This window comes from Tateyamaria pelophila (assembly GCF_019966495.1).
GTDB classification, from domain to species: Bacteria; Pseudomonadota; Alphaproteobacteria; order Rhodobacterales; family Rhodobacteraceae; genus Tateyamaria; species Tateyamaria pelophila.
In genome coordinates this window covers 21,360-40,287 of record NZ_JAIMIA010000040.1, presented here as the reverse complement: position 1 = coordinate 40,287, position 18,928 = coordinate 21,360, and the positions used below count along the sequence as shown (strand labels likewise).

The following is an 18,928-nucleotide window of genomic DNA, read 5'->3' as shown; positions in this document are numbered from 1 at the left end:
CCCCACTTCAGAATCCATCTCGCCCTCACAGGCAAGAGTGACCGTTCACGCCTTCAGTTCCAAACGCGATTCCCCTGACGTGATACGGGGCAGTATTTCAAGAAAGCCTCGCCGGGACTATATCGAGTTTTTCGCAGAAATGGATCTTTAGGACGCGCTCAGCGCGTGTCCGGGGGGGTAATTGTGGATCAGAACATTTTTCCGATACCGCACAGTGCTAACCGTTGCAGATCGAGCTATTCAATCAAACGCCCTGCGCGTTGAGTGGATGGCAGTGTCCCACACCAAACGCATATGGTCGAACGCATGGGCAATGAGGGACCATTCCATTCTCTGTTCCAAAAAAATCCCCGCCGGAGGCTCCTGAAAGCGTAACTGTCGGGACGTGGAGAATGGGCGCGCGCGTGTCACAGCGCACGATACCTAGTCGCCTGAAAATGCGGCCTCCAGCGCAATTTCGACCATGTCACCAAAGGTCTTTTCGCGATCTTCCGACGGCAATGCCTCCCCGGTTTGCAAATGATCGCTGACCGTCAAAACAGCCAGTGCACGCCGTCCGTGTCGCGCGGCCAGAGTATAAAGCTCGGCGGCCTCCATCTCGACACCCAGAATGCCATGCCGAACCATTTGTTCGTCCAGATCGGGCCGTTCGGAATAAAATACATCCGACGAATAAATGCCGCCAACATGCGTTTTCGTTTTCTTCAAGTCGGCGGCTTTGACGGCGGCTGCCAGAAGACCGTAATCCGCGCAGGGCGCGTAATTGATCTCTCGAAAAATACCCGAGGACGGGGAGGTGATTGTTGTGGCAGTCATCGCGATAATGACATCGCGAATATTCACATAAGGTTGCATTCCACCGCATGATCCAATCCGGATGAGCGTTTGCGCTCCGTATTCGGCCATCAGCTCATTGGCGTAGATCGAGAGCGACGGCATCCCCATGCCCGAGCCCTGAATTGTGACTCGCTGCGATTTCCAAAAGCCGGTAAACCCGAGCATACCTCTGACGTCGTTGACCAACCTGGCGTCTGTCAGAAACGTCTCCGCCGCCCATTTGGCCCGATATGGGTCGCCTGGCATAAGCACCGTTTCCGCGATATCCCCGGGTCGCGCGCCAATGTGGACGGTCATAACAGTCTCCGATCATAAATGTGTCGCGTCATGCTACAGCATTAAACACATCGACTTCGAGACTTAAAACCGCCTGGCGCATGCAAAAACCCCGGCCGCGCAGGGCGGGCCGGGGCATTGGATATCACGTCAACTTTGGGGAGTTGACTAGATTTCGAGGTCTTCCGCTGTCTTCCCTGCCGAGATCGCCATTTTGTACCAATTGGGCTGTCGGCCCTTTCCGGTCCAGGTTTGGGTTTCGTCGTCAGGGTTCGCGTATTTTGGTGCAAAAGACGAAGTTTTGGAAGCGGCTTTGCCTGTTGCGCGTTTTGACGTCAACTCTTCCAAGGAAAAACCAAAATCTGCAGCAGCTTTTTGAGCCGCAATCAATGCATCTTTCTTTTCCTTTTTATGAAGTTTGCGAAGCGTTTTTTCAATTTCCGTGCGTAATGCCATGAGCTCTTTACGAGTCAAGTCATTTAGATTTATGGCCATAATGGACCCTCTTGTTTCCTGTTCGGAAATAGTCCAGTTTTTCCTGATTGAAATCAATGGCCGAACTGTTCGAACTTGTGCGTTCGGCGCCATTTCGCCCGGAACAGTGGAAGATTTTCCAAGAAAAAATCAAAGCAAGCGAATTTACGCGCTAATTGCACGACCGGGAAATCGTCAAAAATTCCAGATATCCCGTATTGATCGTATTCCGTACTTTTCGAACCGCGAGGGACCGAATCAGTTGAAATCCGACTTTGCCCGCGCGTCGGAGGCGCGCAGACGGATCCATTGCTCGGTATATTCTGACGCCAATGACGAAGCGACGGGTATGGAAAGACGTTTATTGCGACGTTTGCTGTTTCTCTATTCCGCGGCAACTGATTTTGGGTCCGCCAAGGTCACGATGTCCTGCATGATGGTATTCAGTTCAAAATCCTTGGGCGTGTAGACGCGGGCGACGCCCATGCTTTTCAGTCTGGCGGCGTCATCATCGGGAATGATGCCGCCGACAATGACCGGGATATGGCCCAGCCCTGCTGCGCGCATGCGATCCAGCAAGTCTTCGACAAGGGGAATGTGACTGCCGCTCAGGATGGAAAGCCCGACAACATGTGCGTCATCTTCGCGTGCGGCCGCCACAATTTCTTCGGGTGTAAGGCGGATGCCTTCATAGGCGATGTCCATACCGCAATCGCGCGCGCGTACGGCGATCTGCTCGGCGCCGTTTGAGTGTCCGTCAAGCCCGGGCTTGCCAACAAGGAATTTCAGGCGGCGGCCCAGCCTGTCGCTGACCGCGTTAACGGCTTCGCGCAGATCGTCCAATCCTTCGGTCATGTTGGACTGGCCCGCACTCACGCCGGTCGGCCCCCGGTACTCTCCGTGGACTGCGCGCATCTGGGCGGCCCATTCGCCGGTTGTCACCCCAGCTCGCGCCGCAGCGATCGAGGCTGGCATCACGTTCTCGCCCGCGGCGGCGCAGGCCCTCAGATCTGCGAGTGCTGCGTCCACTGCGGCGCTGTCGCGCTCAGAACGCCATTCGTTCAAACGATCAATCTGTTCCTGCTCAACGGCAGGGTCGACCACCATGATCCCGCCATCACCGGTCATCAAGGGGGACGGTTCGCCGGCCTGATACTTGTTCACACCGACCACCACGGTTTCGCCCCGTTCAATGCGGCCCAGACGTTCGGCGTTTGAGCCGACCAATTGTGATTTCATATAATCGATCGCCGCAATCGCGCCGCCCATCGCGTCAAGATTGCTCAATTCGTGGCGGGCGCCGTCTTTCAAGGTTTCGACTTTTGCGTCTACGGCCGGGTTCCCGTCGAACAGATCATCAAACTCCAGCAGGTCCGTTTCATAGGCCATGATCTGCTGCATCCGCATGGACCACTGCTGATCCCAGGGCCGGGGCAGGCCAAGCGCTTCGTTCCACGCAGGCAATTGCACGGCGCGGGCGCGGGCTTTCTTCGACAGGGTGACCGCCAGCATTTCGATCAAAATGCGGTACACGTTGTTTTCGGGTTGTTGCTCGGTCAGACCCAATGAATTGACCTGCACACCATAGCGGAACCGTCGGTATTTTGCATCCCTGACGCCGTAGCGCTCTTCGCAGATTTCATCCCACAAATCGACAAAGGCGCGCATCTTGCACATTTCGGTGACGAAACGGATGCCTGCATTCACGAAAAACGAAATGCGCCCGACAAGCGCGGGAAAGTCTGCCGGATCAATGCGCGGTTTCAATTCGTCCAGCACAGCCGTGGCGGTCGCGAGGGCAAAGGCCAGTTCCTGTTCCGGCGTCGCACCGGCTTCTTGCAGATGGTAGGAACACACGTTCATCGGGTTCCATTTCGGCACATTGGTATAGCAATACTCCGCCACATCGGCGATCATCTGCAATGATGGCTTGGGTGGGCAGATATAGGTCCCGCGGCTGAGGTATTCCTTGATCAGATCGTTCTGAACGGTGCCCTGCAGGGCGGCGACATCCGCGCCCTGTTCCTCGGCCACCGCAATATATAGTGACAGCAACCAAGGGGCGGTCGCGTTGATCGTCATCGAGGTATTCATCTGATCCAGCGGGATGTCCTGAAACAAGGCGCGCATATCACCGAGATGGGCCACCGGAACACCGACTTTGCCAACCTCTCCGCGCGCGAGCACATGGTCGCTGTCGTATCCTGTCTGAGTTGGCAGATCGAACGCGACGCTGAGGCCGGTTTGCCCCTTGGCCAGATTTGAACGGTACAGCGCGTTCGACGCCGAGGCGGTCGAGTGTCCTGCGTAAGTGCGGATCAGCCAAGGGCGGTCTTTCTGTGTCATCGGGGCCTCGTGAATCGATTAAGCAACAAAATTACGTTTTATCTTTGGTATAGGTAATTTTGTGGCGCTGTCAATTCGCCGCATCGCGGCAATTGCTGCGTTGCGGCCAAAGCACCAAAAGCAACGGGATCCAGCCGAGCGCGCGCAAACGATGTTCGGATCAGGTGCGCGGGCCATTAAAGGTGAGACGCTTTCGTGTTTTGATCAAGACGCGGGCTCTCTGCCCCCGCCGATTCAACGGCAGGCCGTCAAGACCGCCCAGATCCTGATCCGTACCACGACCCATTTGTTAAATGCCAGTTGGCGCGCGCCAAGCCATGCCGGTAGTGCTCGCAGTCGAGACTGCAAGCACACCGATCCGGGCCATAATCCCAGGTTTGAAGACGGACTTGGTTTCATATATCCAGCTGAAGCTGAGGATGAAAAGACCATCCGGCCAGCACGTATACAGTCTGTTTCCCCTGCGAGGTATCCTGTATGACTTCGGGCAATGACGCAAACAGTAGAACTCCCTCTTTGGCTCTTTGTGCTGATCATGCTGTTTGCGGCGGTCACGGCGCTCAGTCATTTTCTTTTGCCGTCGGTGCGCTGGTTCTTTCGTCGACGTCTGGAAAGGGCCGTTGCAAAGCTGAACACCAGACTGACCCGGCCGATCGAGCCATTCAAACTGGCGCGGCGCTACGATATGATTCAACGCCTCATCTATGATCCGCAAGTGACGCAGGCGATCGTGGATCAGGCCAAAGCCGACAATACCCCTGAAAACGTCGCCTTTGAGAAGGCACGGCGCTACGCGCGCGAAATCGTGCCCAGCTTTTCGGCTTTTGCCTATTTCGGTTTTGGTATTCGGGCGGCGCAATGGCTTGCCACTGCGCTTTATGATGTGCGCACAGGTGACGATAACGATACACGCCTCAAGGGTGTCAGTTCCGACGCGACGATTGTTTTCGTGATGAACCACCGCAGCAACATGGATTACGTATTGGTAACGTATCTGGCCGCGAACGCGTCCGCCCTCAGCTATGCGGTGGGGGAGTGGGCGCGGGTTTGGCCACTCAGCCGTTTGATCAAATCCATGGGGGCGTATTTCATCAGTCGCAAGTCGCGGGGCGCGCTCTATCGCAAAGTCCTTGCGCGCTATGTTCAGATGGCCACCCAAGGTGGCGTGACCCAGGCCATCTTTCCCGAAGGTGGCCTGACGGTGGATGGCAAACTCAAGCCGCTCAAGATGGGTTTGCTGTCTTATGTGGTTGAGGGATTCGATCCCAAGCGCCGCGATATCGTTTTCGTCCCTGTGTCGATCAACTATGACCGGGTCCTCGAAGACCGGGTGTTGATCGCGGCGAACCAGCGCGGAGATCGACGCTTTGGCGCCAAGATGTCCGTTATCATGACGTTCATCCTGAAAAAGCTCTGGGAGAAGATGCGCGGCCGCTATACGCGATTTGGCGGTGCCGCCGTGAATTTCGGTGAGCCGCTGTCGCTGCGCGATTTCGAGGCTGGCAATGATATCGAAGCCTTGGCGGCGGAGCTGAAATCACGAATAGAAAATGTGATGCCGGTGATGTTTGTCCCGGTGTTGTCACATGTTTTTCTGGAGGCTGATCAGCCGCTGAAGGATGAAGCGTTGAACACGGCTGTTTTCAATTCACTGCCACGATATCGTGGGGCATTGCCCGAGGTATCGCGGGAAACCCTTGCAAAGCAGGTGGCGGCGGCGCGGACGCAAATGTTGGAGCGCGATATGATTGCGGACAGCCCCGCAGGCTGGGTTTCTGTCGATGCGCAACGTGCGCTTTTGCAGTTCTACGCCAACTCCTTGAAGCCGGTAACGGAGACAGAGCGCGGTTCAGCCTAATTGCTGCGTGCGCAAAGTTATAAAATTTCAAAATGACATGTATTTGGTGTTGCTTTGTTGCGTGACAGGCCATATCCACGGCAAAGGCTAGCGATTCTGCGCTGCAGCACGGTCATATTTTAAGGAGGCTGACATGGCACTCGACACAGGTATTGCGTCCTATAGCGCGCCCGAGAAAGATATTTACGAGATGGGAGAAATCCCCCCGATGGGTTATGTGCCCAAGCAAATGTACGCATGGGCAATCCGCAGGGAGCGTCACGGGGAGCCGGATTCGGCCATGCTGCAAGAAGTTGTCGATGTGCCGGAATTGGATAGTCACGACGTTCTGGTTCTCGTGATGGCGGCGGGCGTCAACTATAATGGTGTGTGGGCCGCTCTGGGGACGCCGATCAGCCCGTTTGATGGTCATAAGCAACCCTATCACATCGCGGGCTCTGACGCTGCGGGCATCGTTTGGGCCGTTGGCGACAAGGTCAAGCGTTGGAAAGTCGGCGACGAGGTCGTCATTCACTGCAATCAGGATGATGGTGACGATGAGCACTGCAACGGCGGTGATCCCATGTATTCACCGACGCAGCGGATCTGGGGCTATGAAACCCCCGATGGGTCCTTTAGCCAGTTCACCCGCGTGCAAAGCCAACAGTTGATGCCGCGCCCCAAGCACCTGACCTGGGAGGAAAGTGCCTGCTATACGCTGACGCTGGCCACGGCGTACCGGATGCTTTTCGGCCATGAACCACATGATCTCAAACCGGGTCAGAACGTTCTGGTCTGGGGGGCATCGGGCGGTTTGGGGTCTTATGCGATCCAGTTGATCAACACTGCTGGCGCGAATGCAATTGGCGTAATCAGTGACGAATCCAAACGCGATTTCGTCATGGACCTGGGGGCGAAGGGCGTTCTGAACCGCAAGGACTTCAATTGCTGGGGTCAGATGCCGACGGTGAACACGCCCGAGTACAAGGAGTGGTTCACCGAAACGCGGAAATTCGGAAAGGCGATCTGGGACATCACGGGCAAGGGCGTGAACGTCGACATGGTGTTTGAACACCCCGGCGAAAGCACGTTTCCCGTGTCGACCTTTGTCTGCAAAAAAGGCGGCATGGTCGTGATTTGTGCAGGCACCACCGGGTTCAACTGTACTTTCGACGTTCGTTACATGTGGATGCACCAAAAGCGCCTGCAAGGCAGCCACTTTGCGCATCTGCAACAGGCATCGGCGGCCAACAACCTGATGGTCGAGCGCCGCCTTGATCCGTGCATGTCCGAAGTTTTCGATTGGGCCGACCTGCCTGCGGCGCACATGAAGATGCTACGCAACGAACACAAGCCGGGAAACATGGCCGTTTTGGTGCAAGCACCCAAGACAGGGTTACGTACGTTGGAGGATGCGCTGGAGGCGCGGCGTTAACGTTTACAATTTCTGACTGAACTTAAGCGCCCGCGAATCACCCTAGGATTGTGCGGGCGTTTTTGCGTTTTGAACCATCGCAACAGTTTCAATGCGTTACAATTTTACACCTCACCATTTCTGGGGAGTGAAAATCCGCGAATATCATCCCATAGTTAACACATGCTATAGTTGCTTTAACGTTTCATTAACTACTTGAAGGTGAGTCTACGCATGAGAAGTGAATGGATACTGGACGTTCTTACGGACCTCAAGACTTTTGCACGTGCAAACGGCATGCCTGCGCTTGCAGAGCAGTTGGATGATACGGCGATCGTTGCGATGACCGAGATCGCCGCGATAAGGAATGCGCAGGATGGTCAGCGTGATAACGGCGATGCAGCCGTTGGAACATATTATGGAGGAACTGGAACAAGCTGAAGGGCTTGAGGCGCTTCAGGCCGCCACCGAGGCGTTGTGCGACCACTATGGGATTGACCATGTCGTATATCACTGGGTGGATTCTGTTGGTGGTCAATATGGATGCGGGACCTATTCGGATGTATGGCGCGCCCGCTACCTTGAACTTAACTATGTGCGGGTCGATCCTGTCATTCTGGGATGCTTCCAAAGGTTTCATCCGGTCGACTGGAAAAGGCTGGATTGGTCCAGCAAGGCGGCAAAGTCCTTTCAGGCGGAGGCGATTGAATATGGGGTCGGCAATCAGGGGTATTCTGTGCCGATCCGGGGGCCGAACGGGCAGTTTGCGCTCTTTACCGTAAGCCACTCATGTAATGACACGTGGTGGGCGGACTGGACCGAAGCGCATCGCCGCGACCTGATCCTGATCGCCCACTACTTCAACCAGAAAGCATTGGAGTTCGAGCCGGACCGCAAGCCGGAACAGTCCCAGGCACTCAGCCCACGTGAAGTTGATTCGATCACTTTACTGGCCATGGGTTACAGCCGCGCGCAGGTTGCCGACACCTTGTCGATTTCCGAGCATACCTTGCGGGTCTATATCGAAAGCGCCCGCTTTAAACTGGGCGCAATGAACACAACGCACGCCGTCGCCCGCGCATTGAGTCGGGGCCTCATCGTGGTTTGACACCCCCCGTTGCCCGTCGCGGGAGGACATCGCACGTCTACGTCAGGCGATGTTAACGCACGCATTGGTAGTACTTCGGTCATACCTGAACGGTCTGACAAGGAGCCCCCTCATGTTGCGTTACGTTTATGCCGCCGATCTCAAGAACCACCCAAAGCTTGCCCGGACCATGTTTAGGACCGTGCAGACCAGTTCAAAAAGCGTCTCGGTTGGGATGTAACGGTGGACGAAAACGGAGCGGAACGAGACGAATACGATGACTTGAACCCGCTTTATGTGATCTGGGAAGAACCCGACGGCAGCCATGGTGGCTCCATGCGGTTCCTCCCGACCACCGGGCGCACGATGGTCAACGAACATTTTGGTGATCTGATGTCCGGGCCGATCACCAGCCCGCTGATCTGGGAATGCACCCGGTTTTGCCTGACGCGTGGGGCCGGCAGCCATGTGGCTGCGGCCCTGATGTTGGGCGGTGGTGAAGTCATGCAGAATTTCGGGGTGGAGCATTTTGTGGGCGTGTTTGATGCTCGCATGGTACGCATATACCGCATGATCGGCGCATCGCCCGAGGTGTTGGGCAGCACCGGATCGGGCCGCGAGCAGATCAGCGTCGGCCTGTGGCATTTCGACGATCGTGACGCAGCACTGGTGGCAGAGCGGGCAGGGGTATCGCAACATCTCTCGCGTCAGTGGTTCGACCGCGCATTTGGCACGACAAACGTCGTAGATTTCGCACGCAGCGCCTGATCCTGCTGGTCCCCGACGCGGCCCCATTATAGGGTCGCGCCATGACCACGACCCTTTCGCTTTCCGACGATCAAGCCAGCGCTTATGACAGTGTAACAGAGATGTTGCGCAGCGCTGGTATCGATCTGGATGATGCGCTGCTCAGCCCGCCCAAAGGATCCGCCACCGCCGTCATGGCGATTACCGGCAAGGCAGGATCGGGGAAAACGCTGTTGCTGGCGGAACTCTACAAAGCGCTTGAAAACGCGGGGCTCGACATCGTCTCCGGGGATTATGAAAGCCGCAAAAGACGCGACAAACGAACGCTGGCCATTCTGGCTCCGACGAACAAGGCCGCGTCGGTCCTGCGCTTTCGCGGAGTCCCAGCGACCACGATCCATCGGATTCTCTATACGCCGGTTTACGATCCGGAATACGAACGCATCGCCGAATGGCTTTCGGGCAATGGCGACCGGCCCGAGGTCGAAGGCTTGACGGATCTCGCGCTCGACCGTGCCTTCACGTTTTACCAATCCAACAAATCAATCCCGGGTGCCCTGGCGGCGGCAGGCCTGCGCGGCTCGGATTTCATCACCGGGTGGAAGCGGCGTGAAGAACCGCTCGATATCGGTTTCGTCGATGAAGCCTCGATGCTCGACGACAAGCAGTTCGAAGACCTTAAGGATATATTTCCGACATTGCTTCTGTTCGGAGATCCGGCACAGCTGGCGCCGGTCAACCAATCCGGCACCATGGTCTTCGAAAAACTGCCCAGCCCTCGGGTTTTGCACTTGAACCGTGTGCACAGACAGGAAGCGGATAACCCCATCCTTGATCTGGCCCATGCACTGGCCGACCCGGCGGTTGATTTCTACAGGTTCGAGAAAATGGTCGAAGATGCGGCCGCCCGAGATGACCGCGTGGTGTGGGGGCAAAGGGTCGAAGTGGATCTGATGGCGCGCAGCCCGGTTCTGGTCTGGCGCAATGCCACGCGCATCCGCCTGATCAACGCATTCCGCAACGTCTATGGTGCCCCGGAGGACGCGTTGCTGGAAGGGGAGCCGCTCATTTGCGATGGTCTCGAACTGCCGCTCAAACACCGCAACAAACGCCTCGATCTCGAAGCGCGCGGTCTGATCAAGGGCGCGCAGGTGATCTATCTGGGTGAAGGGCGCAAACCCGGTTTTTCGCGTCTGCACGTCATGGGGGCCGAAGACCCGCAAGTGTCCGCGGCCTCCATCGTCAAGATCGAAAAACCGGATGAAGAAGAGCCGTTCATCCCCTTTGCAGCCCGCATGGGCGCGACCTTTCTGCACGGTGCCGCAGTGACGATTCACAAGGCTCAGGGGTCACAGTGGGAAACAGTTCAGGTCTTTGCGCCTGATCTCTATGCCGCTGCCCGCATGGGCCGGATGGAAGCAGGGCAACCGCTGTGGAAACGGCTCGCCTATGTGGCGATCACGCGCGCCCAGGATCGGCTCATCTGGGTGGTGCGGAACCGGTTGTCAAAACCGACCGCAGGGCTACGCGTGGATGATCTGCGAACACTCCCTGCCGCGCCACTGACTCTCGAAGCAGAACCCGAAACGTAACCTGCATCTTCTCTTGGCTGATAAATATCCCGGGGAGCACGAGGGGCTGGCCCCTCGTTCCGCCGCACGCCGCAGGCGACTAGGTGCGCAGGAGGGAAAATGCGGCCGATGCCAACCACCCGGCGGCAATTGCGATCGCCAGTGACATGAGACCGTACAGGATCGGTTGCTCGCGACTCAATCCAAACAGCCAACGTTCCAATCCCACCTTTCGGACATCAATGGATGTTTCATATTCTGAGATGACCTCGCCGCCGCGTGTCAGGAAAATACGCGTTTGATAATCGCCCTCAGTCAACGCGGCGGGCAATTCGATGCGACCACGGAACAAGGTCTGGTCATCGACCGCCACGTGACTTTCCATAAGCTGATATAAGTTGTTCGCCGTGCGAATGCGGATCAACGCATCGGTAAAGCTGGCCGCATCTGTGATGCCCATCGGCGCGCCGACGGAGCGGATCGCTTGCGGCACCGAAATCTTGTGACGCAAATCTTCGACCTCGCTGAGCACATCGCGCAAGGGCCCGCTTGTCGCGACCGCATAGAAACTTGGCGCCTGGTCCACTTCGACCGCATCGATATTCACCCAGATGCCGAACCGTTTTTCCTTGCGCCGCACGTTGACGGGCTCAGACGGTCCGGCGACGGTCACGATCACTTCAAGCGGCGGGCCCTCGGGGATGGGTTCTTCGCGTTTGACAGCCCCAAAGACCAGAATTTCAGACCCATCAAAGCTGGTCGTGATTGCAATTTCGTTTTGGCTGAGCCCCAGCACCACGGTTTCGGCAAGGGCCGGTACGGTCATGAAAAGCAAGGCAATGAGCCAACGCATCAATGCCCCTCCACGGCGCCAACCGAAAACAGCTCGGACGGCATAACCAACAGATCAAAGGCAAGCTTGCCGCAGACCAACAAGACCATGAGGGCCAAGAGAAACCGCAGCCGTTCGGCCTTCATCTTGACGCCGATGCGTGTACCGATCTGTGCGCCGACAACGCCCCCGACCAGCAGCAAGACAGCAAGCACGACATCAACGGTAAAGTTGGTGGTTGCGTGCAGCATGGTGGTAAACGCCGTGACAAAGATGATCTGGAACAACGATGTGCCGATCACGACCTTGGTGGGCATGCCCAGCAGATAGATCATCGCGGGCACCATGATGAAACCACCCCCCACACCCATGATCGCCGCCAACACGCCCACCGCCAGCCCGACCAGCAAGGGCGGTATGACGGAGATATACAAGCCAGACACCCGGAAGCGCATCTTGAACGGCAGTTTGTGGACAAACCCGTGCTTGCGGCGCGTCGAAACCGTACCGCCCTTGGCTGTCTTGCGCAGAGCATTCAGGCTTTCGATGAACATCAGCGCACCGATCACACCCAGAAACACGACGTAGCACAGTTTGACCAGCAGATCGACCTGACCCATCGACTTCAAATAGTTGAACAGCATAACACCGAGTGCCGCGCCGATCAGACCGCCGACCAGCAGCACACAGCCCATCCTGAGGTCCACCGTCTTTCGCCTGAAATGCGCAAGAACGCCGGAAAACGACGAGGCCACAATCTGGTTGGCCTCGGTGGCGACTGCCACGGCGGGAGGGATGCCGATAAAAAACAGCAACGGGGTCATCAAAAACCCACCGCCGACGCCAAACATGCCCGAAAGGATGCCAACCATGCCTCCCAACCCCAGAAGGAGGAAAGCATTGACCGATACCTCGGCGATTGGCAGGTAGATTTGCATATTCACTTGTGGCCGGGGTTGGTGTCGAAATCAAGGTGTGATGCCGCCACGCAGCAAACTGGGCTGATGGTTTGGTGAAATCTGGCACTAGCTATGGCAAGGGCGTACCCTTGGTGCGCTTTCGCTAACGTTCTTTCACGTAGGGTTCGCCACCGGCGCGCGGCGGAATTGCCTTGCCTACGAACCCGGCCAGAATCACAACCGTCAGGATATAGGGCAGCGCGTCGAGCAATTGCACCTGAACCTTGAATCCAAGCGCGCCTTCGATAATGTCAGGGCGCAGCGCGATGGCCTGCAAATATCCGAACAACAGAGTGGCCCAGAGGGCGTGCCAAGGGCGCCATTTGGCAAAAATCAACGCGGCAAGCGCGATGAAACCCCGGCCCGCCGTCATGTCTTTGACAAAGCCCGCTTGTAATCCTGTCGCCAGATAGGCCCCCGCGATCCCGCACAGGATGCCGCAGATGCCGACGGCCGCAAAGCGCAGTCCGATGACGGACACCCCGGCCGTATCCACTGCGGCCGGGTTTTCACCAACCGCGCGCAAACGCAGACCAAAGCGGGTGCGAAAGAGAATATACCATGTGCCGGGCACACAGAGCAGAGCGACATAAACGAGGATCGAGTGGCCCGAAATCAGCTCCGCATAGATCGGTCCAAAAAAGGGCACAGTGCTGAATGCGTCTGCAAAGGGCAGGGTGATGGGCTCGAAACGCCCGCCGGTCAGCAGTGAAGGCGTGCGTCCGCCCTGCTGGAACCAGCTTTGGGCAATCAGGACTGTGAGACCCGCAGCGAGAAAATTGATTGCAACGCCGGAGATCAGTTGGTTGCCCCGAAAGGTGATAGAGGCCAGCCCGTGCACAGCCGACAGGACCAGTGACGCGCCGATGCCCGCCGCGAGGCCAACCCAGACCGAACCGGTTATGGCGGCGAGAGCTGCGGAAAAGAAAGCCGCAGCCAGCATTTTGCCTTCCAGTCCGATATCAAAGATACCGGCCCGTTCGGAAAAGAGCCCGGCCAGACAGGCCAGCAACAGCGGGGTTGCAAGACGCATGGTCGTGTCGAGAACGGAGAGGTCAAAGAGTGCAAGAAAGTTCATCAGCTCACTCCGCCGGTTTCGTGGCTTTGGCGGTCCGCGACTTGCGGATCGCCAGGAACAGACGCTCCAGCGGCATCCGCACCATGTTGTCGAGTGCGCCTGTAAACAGAATGACCAGAGCCTGGATTACCACGATCAATTCGCGCGGTATCGACGTCCACAGGGCCAGTTCGGCGCCGCCCTGATAGAGAAAGCCGAACAAAATGGCGGCAAGGAAGACGCCGAAGGGGTGGCTGCGCCCCATCAGAGCGACGGCGATGCCGATAAAGCCAGCCCCTTCGACGGCGTTCAAAACCAACCTTTCGGCTTCGCCCATCACGTTGTTGATGGCCATCATCCCGGCCAACCCGCCCGAAATGAGCATTGCGATCATGGTGATCCGAACCGACCCGATACCAGCGTAGCGCGCTGCACGCCCGGACTTGCCGTAGGACCTGATTTCAAGGCCCAGAGCGGTGCGCCAGATCAGGAGCCATACCGCGACACAGGCAACAATCGCGATCAACAGCGAAACATTCGCAGGGGCGGCTTTGGAAAACGAGATACCGAGGGGCGCCAGCAATTCATGCAGGGACGGCAGGTGAACCGCCTCCGGAAAACGTTGTGTCGCCGGGTCCATGGACCCTTGTGGGCGCAGCACGTTGACCAGCATGTAATTCAGCACCGCGGCCGCGATAAAGTTGAACATGATCGTGGTGATCACGATGTGACTGCCGCGCTTGGCCTGCAGATAGGCGGGGATCGCAGCCCATGCCGCACCGAACACTGCCGCGCCAACCGTGGCACCCAGGATTGCGAGTGTCCAATGTGGCCAGGGGATGAACAGGCACACCAATGCGACGCCGAGCCCGCCCAGCATGGCTTGCCCTTCGCCACCTATGTTGAAAAGGCCGGCATGAAAGGCGACGGCCACGGCAAGGCCCGTGAACATGAAGTTCGTGGCGTAATACAGGGTGTAGCCCCAGCCATAGGTCGAACCCAGAGCGCCGGAAACCATGAGTTTGACGGCTGCAACCGGGTCCTCTCCGATTGCAAGGATGACCAAGGCAGACAGGATTGCTGCCAAGGCCAGTGAGATAAGCGGGACGAGCACGACTTCGGCCCATTTGGGCATCACGTCCATGGGTGCGCTCCGATCCTAGCTTCTGCGCGACATGTGGCGCGCCGTGAAAAGGGGCTTTGCCCGCGGCCCGATGGGCCTCCCACTAGATATTTCTGGCCAAGATAATACGTCATGTCTGAACGCCTGCCATAAGAAGCCCGAGCTCTTTCTCGTTGGTCTCCGTTGATTGCCGTTCGCCCATGATCTGGCCATCAAACATGACCGCAACCCGGTCTGCGAGGGACAGGATTTCCTCAAGTTCGACCGAGACCAAGAGGATCGCCTTGCCCTGATCCCGAAGGGCCACGATTTGCTGATGGATGAACTCGATCGCTCCGATATCTACACCGCGGGTGGGCTGCCCGATCAGCAACAGATCAGGGTTCCGTTCGATTTCACGGGCCAGGACGATCTTTTGCTGGTTGCCGCCGGAAAAGTTCTTGGCCGCCAGATGAGGATGGGGCGGGCGGACATCAAACCGATCCATCTTGGCTTGTGTGTCGGTTTTGATCGCTGCGTTGTTCAGCAGGATGCCGGACTGATAAGCCGGGTCTCTGTGGTAGCCGAAGGCTGTGTTTTCCCAGGCTGCGAAATCCATGATCAGCCCTTCGCGCTGCCGGTCCTCGGGCACATGGGCGATGCCGTGGTTGCGGCGTGAGCGACCGTCGGCGTTTTTGCCCGTGAGTTCGATAGGCGTACCATTGAGTGTGACCGTTCCGGTGGCGTCTGCATATCCGCCGAGCACCTCAAGAAGTTCTGATTGACCATTGCCCGCAACGCCTGCGATGCCCAGAACTTCGCCTGCGCGGACTTGCAGGTCGATCCCGCGCAACCGTTCGACCCCCTGATCATCCACGACCTTGAGGTTCTTGACGTCCAGAACGACTGCGCCGGGTTTGGCCGGTGTCTTGTCGACGCGCAGAAGGACTTTGCGCCCGACCATCAATTCGGCAAGCTCCTCGGGAGAAGTGTCAGCGGTCTTGACCGTTGCCGTCATTTCGCCTCTGCGCATCACGGAAACCGTATCGGTGATCTCCATGATTTCGCGCAGTTTATGCGTGATCAGGATGATCGTTTTGCCTTCTTCGCGCAGGCGACCGAGAATGCGAAACAACTGGTCTGCTTCAGCGGGTGTGAGTACCCCGGTTGGTTCATCGAGGATCAGAATATTGGCCTGGCGGTAGAGGGCTTTGAGAATCTCGACGCGCTGTTGCATGCCGACGCCGATCTCTTCGATTACGGCATCCGGGTCGACCTTCAGGTCGTACTCCTTTTCAAGCTCCAGCAAAGTGGTGCGGGCCTTTGCCAGAGAGGGGCGCAAAAGGCCGCCGTCTTCTGCGCCAAGGATGATATTTTCAAGGACTGTAAAATTCTCGACCAGTTTGAAATGCTGGAAAACCATGCCGATACCAGCGGCAATAGCGGCCTGGCTGTCCGGGATGTCGGTTTTTTGACCGCTGATGAAAACCTCGCCCGCATCCGCCTTGTAAAAGCCGTAGAGGATCGACATCAAGGTGGACTTGCCCGCACCGTTTTCGCCGATAATGCCATGGATCGTGCCCGGCATCACACGAATGGAGATGTCCTTGTTGGCTTGCACGGGGCCGAAGGCCTTGGAGATGCCTTTGAGTTCGATGGCGGGGGCGGTCATGTGCGGCATCCGTGAGGCAGGAGAGATTTTTCGTACGAAAAATCTGGGCCGCGTCGGGTCAGTCCGCGCGGCCCAGCAATCATTTTTTGACGTGCTTAGAAGTCCAGAACGGGGCAGCTGTCATCGGACATGTAGTCATGCACGGTCAGGTCGCCGGCAGCGATCTGGTCCGATGCCTCGTCCACGGCATTGCGCATGGATGCTGAGATCAGGTCTTCGTTATGTTCATCCAGCGCGTAACCGACACCGCCATTGGCGAGGCCCATGACCATAAACCCGGTTTGCATGTCCGCGCCGTCACTGAAGGCAGAGAATACGGCGTTGTCCACGCGCTTCATCATCGACGTGAGGACTTTGCCGGAGTGCAGATAGTTCTGATTGCTGTCCACACCGATCGACAGGATGCCTTCGTCAGCGGCGGTTTGCAAAACACCTACCCCGGTGCCACCAGCAGCTGCATAGACCACGTCAGCACCTTGTGAAATCTGCGCCTTGGTCAGTTCGGAGCCCTTTACGGGGTCATTCCATGCGGCCGGAGTGGTACCGGTCATGTTGGCGACAATTGTGGCGTCCGGGTTAACGGCTTTCACGCCTTGAGCGTAGCCACAAGCAAACTTACGGATCAATGGAATGTCCATGCCGCCGATAAAACCGACCGTGCCGGAACTGGAGGCTTTTGCGGCCAGCATGCCGACAAGGTAGGATCCTTCGTGCTCGTTGAACACAACGGAACGGACGTTTGGCGCATCCACAACCATATCGATGATCGTGAATTTCGTGTCAGGGTAGTCGGCGGCCACCTGGCCCAGCGCGTCGGCAAAGGCAAAACCTGCCATCACGATCGGATTGGAACCGGATTCCGCAAAGCGGCGCAGGGCTTGCTCGCGCTGTGCTTCGGATTGGAGCTCGATCTCGCGGAACGTTCCGCCAGTCTCGTTGGCCCAACGTTTGGCGCCGTTGAACGCGGCTTCGTTGAACGATTTGTCGAATTTGCCGCCGAGATCGAAGATCAGCGCAGGATCAGCCAACGCTGAGCCGGTCGACAGGGCCATTGCAGCCGTCGCGCCGAGGATTTTCTGCATGAAGGTCATGTGGTCATTACTCCCAGTTTTCTTGGTTGGGGCGGCAGCGGCAGAGCTGCGTCGGCCCGGGATCGCTTTGATCATGCGGGATTAGGCCGCAGGGGCGGGATGGGGTCAACCGCTTTTTGATGTCGGATGCTGCGCAACTCTGGTCACGCAAGGTAAAGCATAACCTTTGGGCGGGGGCCGTCTGCCCCCAATGCGCCTGACGGCGCATCCCCCCGAGGATTTTCAGGGAACAGAGAAGGGGAGCGGAGCGCGCATGACCAAGGCATCCGCGTGCCCGTCAGGTCGTGCGTAATAATTTCGCCGTGTGGCGACGGTCCGGAAGCCAAAATGGCGATAGAGTCTGCAAGCGGTCAGGTTGTCGGCCGCCACTTCAAGAAACGCGGTTTCTGCTGTTTCGGCGGCTTTTGTCATCCACGCGCCCATTAGACTTCGGCCTGTGCCCTTGTTCTGTTCCGCCGGATCGACGGCAATGGTCAAAAGCTCGGCCTCGTCCGCGATGCTGCGCCAAAGTGCGAATCCGTTCCGTGCCTTCGTAAGATGCGTATGTGGCCTGGCTTGCAGGTCGCGGAACTCCTGCGCGGTCCAACTGCGGTCGTGCGTAAAAGCGGCGGCGTGTATGCGCGCCAGCGTGTTCGGCGTCATGGCAAAAGTGTCGGTGCCGTATCTTTGGCAGGAGCGGCATCGGGTGGCTTGATATAAAGCGGGGCCGGTGGGACTGCCTTTTGTGGCCAGAGAGAGACCGCGTGTTCTGCGATGGCAACCGCAAGCTCAGCGGGGGTTGGCTCCGGTGCCGGGTGTGCAATGTCGTCCATCGGGACGCTGATCGGACCGTCCGGATTTAGAATATAAGCCATTCCACGGGGCGCTGCGATCGCAACCCGTGTCCCGGGGCCCGCAAGCCGCATTCGCGCTTCAAAGCCAGTGACGCCGTAGCTTGGAATACCCAAACCCATAGCGAGCCCGCGTGCTGCGGACACGCCAATGCGGATACCGGTGAAATTACCCGGACCGACTCCGACGGCCAGCGCAGATAAATCCGACCAATCCAGGCCCTGGCTGGTCAGTGTTTCATTCAGCAAGCCCATCAGCCGCTCCGCCTGTCCGCGTGCCATGTTTTCGCCGAAGGCATGAAGGACTGAATTGCCGCGTATGAGCGCTGCGGCACAATGGGCGGCAGAGGTGTCAAAACCAAGGATCAGAGGCCCTGTCATGGTGCTGCACCTGAGAAGAGCGCACGCCCGGGTCCGGATTGGCGGCAGGCATCATCCTGAATGCGCAGCCAATGCAATCGTGCATCTGTGTGACAATGGATCTGTGGGGAGAATCTGGCACTCCGGTCGATGATACCAAGCGGCACATCAACTTGTTCCACCAGATTATCGTACCCTGCCGCAAGAGGCGATCCGCGGTCGGCGCAGACCCAACTGTCCGCGCCCTTTATGTGGCTGCGGGGGCTGCCAAGATCGGTAATTGCGTGCAATTGGTCGGGGCTGAAATCCGCAAACGCCGCATCTGTACAGCAGCGGCACTCCGAACAGTTGAAGCAAGCGACCTTTGGAGGCGCGTGAGAGAAATGCAACCGCATGGCACCTCAACAGCACCGAGCCGTGAAAGGCTCGGTCCCTG

The 18,928-nt window shown here is 57.7% G+C and carries 17 protein-coding genes and 1 pseudogene; 6 read left to right on the top strand and 12 right to left on the bottom strand.

The annotated features are described in order from the left end of the window. Positions 1 to 423: 423 nt before the first annotated feature. The 3 genes from deoD to LC354_RS13775 all read right to left on the bottom strand — a co-directional run bounded on the left by deoD (position 424) and on the right by LC354_RS13775 (position 3,933). The gene (gene deoD / locus LC354_RS13785; protein ID WP_223424741.1) at positions 424 to 1,134 is read right to left on the bottom strand and encodes a purine-nucleoside phosphorylase; all 711 of its coding nucleotides are present in this window, start codon (positions 1,132 to 1,134) and stop codon (positions 424 to 426) included. A gap of 147 nt (positions 1,135 to 1,281) precedes the next feature. After that, on the bottom strand, positions 1,282 to 1,608 hold the full coding sequence (locus LC354_RS13780) for an H-NS histone family protein (RefSeq protein ID WP_223424739.1): 327 nt from the start codon (positions 1,606 to 1,608) through the stop codon (positions 1,282 to 1,284). Between the two features lie 363 nt (positions 1,609 to 1,971). Then, a complete protein-coding gene (locus tag LC354_RS13775) occupies positions 1,972 to 3,933 on the bottom strand; it encodes a protein meaA (protein WP_223424738.1) in 1,962 nt (653 codons plus the stop codon). Between the two features lie 490 nt (positions 3,934 to 4,423). On the opposite strand from LC354_RS13775, the gene LC354_RS13770 reads away from it, so the two are divergent. From LC354_RS13770 to LC354_RS13745, 6 genes and pseudogenes are all read left to right on the top strand, one after another. Then, positions 4,424 to 5,791: a 1-acyl-sn-glycerol-3-phosphate acyltransferase gene (locus LC354_RS13770; protein WP_223424736.1), complete on the top strand. Its 1,368-nt coding sequence runs from the start codon at positions 4,424 to 4,426 to the stop codon at positions 5,789 to 5,791. Positions 5,792 to 5,924: 133 nt separating this feature from the next. After that, a complete protein-coding gene (gene ccrA, locus LC354_RS13765) occupies positions 5,925 to 7,205 on the top strand; it encodes a crotonyl-CoA carboxylase/reductase (protein ID WP_223424734.1) in 1,281 nt (426 codons plus the stop codon). Between the two features lie 213 nt (positions 7,206 to 7,418). After that, complete coding sequence (locus LC354_RS13760) at positions 7,419 to 7,625, top strand: hypothetical protein (RefSeq protein WP_223424732.1); 207 nt, start codon at positions 7,419 to 7,421, stop codon at positions 7,623 to 7,625. Beyond that, positions 7,603 to 8,292 carry a helix-turn-helix transcriptional regulator gene (locus LC354_RS13755; protein ID WP_223424746.1) on the top strand — a complete coding sequence of 230 codons (690 nt, stop codon included), beginning with the start codon at positions 7,603 to 7,605 and terminating at the stop codon, positions 8,290 to 8,292. Before LC354_RS13760 ends, LC354_RS13755 begins: the two co-directional genes overlap by 23 nt. A gap of 112 nt (positions 8,293 to 8,404) precedes the next feature. Then, positions 8,405 to 9,039 (top strand): annotated as a pseudogene (locus LC354_RS13750) (acyl-homoserine-lactone synthase). Positions 9,040 to 9,080: 41 nt separating this feature from the next. After that, complete coding sequence (locus LC354_RS13745; RefSeq protein ID WP_223424730.1) at positions 9,081 to 10,610, top strand: ATP-dependent DNA helicase; 1,530 nt, start codon at positions 9,081 to 9,083, stop codon at positions 10,608 to 10,610. A 79-nt stretch (positions 10,611 to 10,689) separates the two neighbouring features. On the opposite strand, the gene LC354_RS13740 is transcribed toward LC354_RS13745, so the two are convergent. The 9 genes from LC354_RS13740 to LC354_RS28255 all read right to left on the bottom strand — a co-directional run bounded on the left by LC354_RS13740 (position 10,690) and on the right by LC354_RS28255 (position 18,887). After that, on the bottom strand, positions 10,690 to 11,442 hold the full coding sequence (locus LC354_RS13740; RefSeq protein ID WP_223424728.1) for a TIGR02186 family protein: 753 nt from the start codon (positions 11,440 to 11,442) through the stop codon (positions 10,690 to 10,692). Then, positions 11,442 to 12,359: a sulfite exporter TauE/SafE family protein gene (locus LC354_RS13735; RefSeq protein ID WP_223424726.1), complete on the bottom strand. Its 918-nt coding sequence runs from the start codon at positions 12,357 to 12,359 to the stop codon at positions 11,442 to 11,444. The genes LC354_RS13740 and LC354_RS13735 overlap by 1 nt, the downstream gene beginning before the upstream one ends. A gap of 124 nt (positions 12,360 to 12,483) precedes the next feature. After that, positions 12,484 to 13,458 (bottom strand): ABC transporter permease, encoded by a 975-nt coding sequence (locus LC354_RS13730; protein ID WP_223424724.1) that lies wholly within the window; start codon positions 13,456 to 13,458, stop codon positions 12,484 to 12,486. Positions 13,459 to 13,462: 4 nt separating this feature from the next. After that, a complete protein-coding gene (locus tag LC354_RS13725) occupies positions 13,463 to 14,581 on the bottom strand; it encodes an ABC transporter permease (protein WP_223424723.1) in 1,119 nt (372 codons plus the stop codon). A 109-nt stretch (positions 14,582 to 14,690) separates the two neighbouring features. Continuing rightward, on the bottom strand, positions 14,691 to 16,211 hold the full coding sequence (locus tag LC354_RS13720; protein ID WP_223424721.1) for an ABC transporter ATP-binding protein: 1,521 nt from the start codon (positions 16,209 to 16,211) through the stop codon (positions 14,691 to 14,693). 95 nt (positions 16,212 to 16,306) lie between these two features. Further along, on the bottom strand, positions 16,307 to 17,302 hold the full coding sequence (locus tag LC354_RS13715; protein ID WP_223424720.1) for a BMP family lipoprotein: 996 nt from the start codon (positions 17,300 to 17,302) through the stop codon (positions 16,307 to 16,309). A gap of 222 nt (positions 17,303 to 17,524) precedes the next feature. Then, positions 17,525 to 17,944 carry a ribosomal protein S18-alanine N-acetyltransferase gene (rimI, locus tag LC354_RS13710; RefSeq protein ID WP_223424718.1) on the bottom strand — a complete coding sequence of 140 codons (420 nt, stop codon included), beginning with the start codon at positions 17,942 to 17,944 and terminating at the stop codon, positions 17,525 to 17,527. Next, complete coding sequence (tsaB, locus tag LC354_RS13705; protein WP_223424717.1) at positions 17,941 to 18,513, bottom strand: tRNA (adenosine(37)-N6)-threonylcarbamoyltransferase complex dimerization subunit type 1 TsaB; 573 nt, start codon at positions 18,511 to 18,513, stop codon at positions 17,941 to 17,943. The genes rimI and tsaB overlap by 4 nt, the downstream gene beginning before the upstream one ends. Next, positions 18,510 to 18,887, bottom strand: coding sequence for a GFA family protein (locus LC354_RS28255; protein WP_449649480.1), 378 nt, complete (start codon positions 18,885 to 18,887; stop codon positions 18,510 to 18,512). The genes tsaB and LC354_RS28255 overlap by 4 nt, the downstream gene beginning before the upstream one ends. Between the last annotated feature and the right edge of the window lie 41 nt (positions 18,888 to 18,928).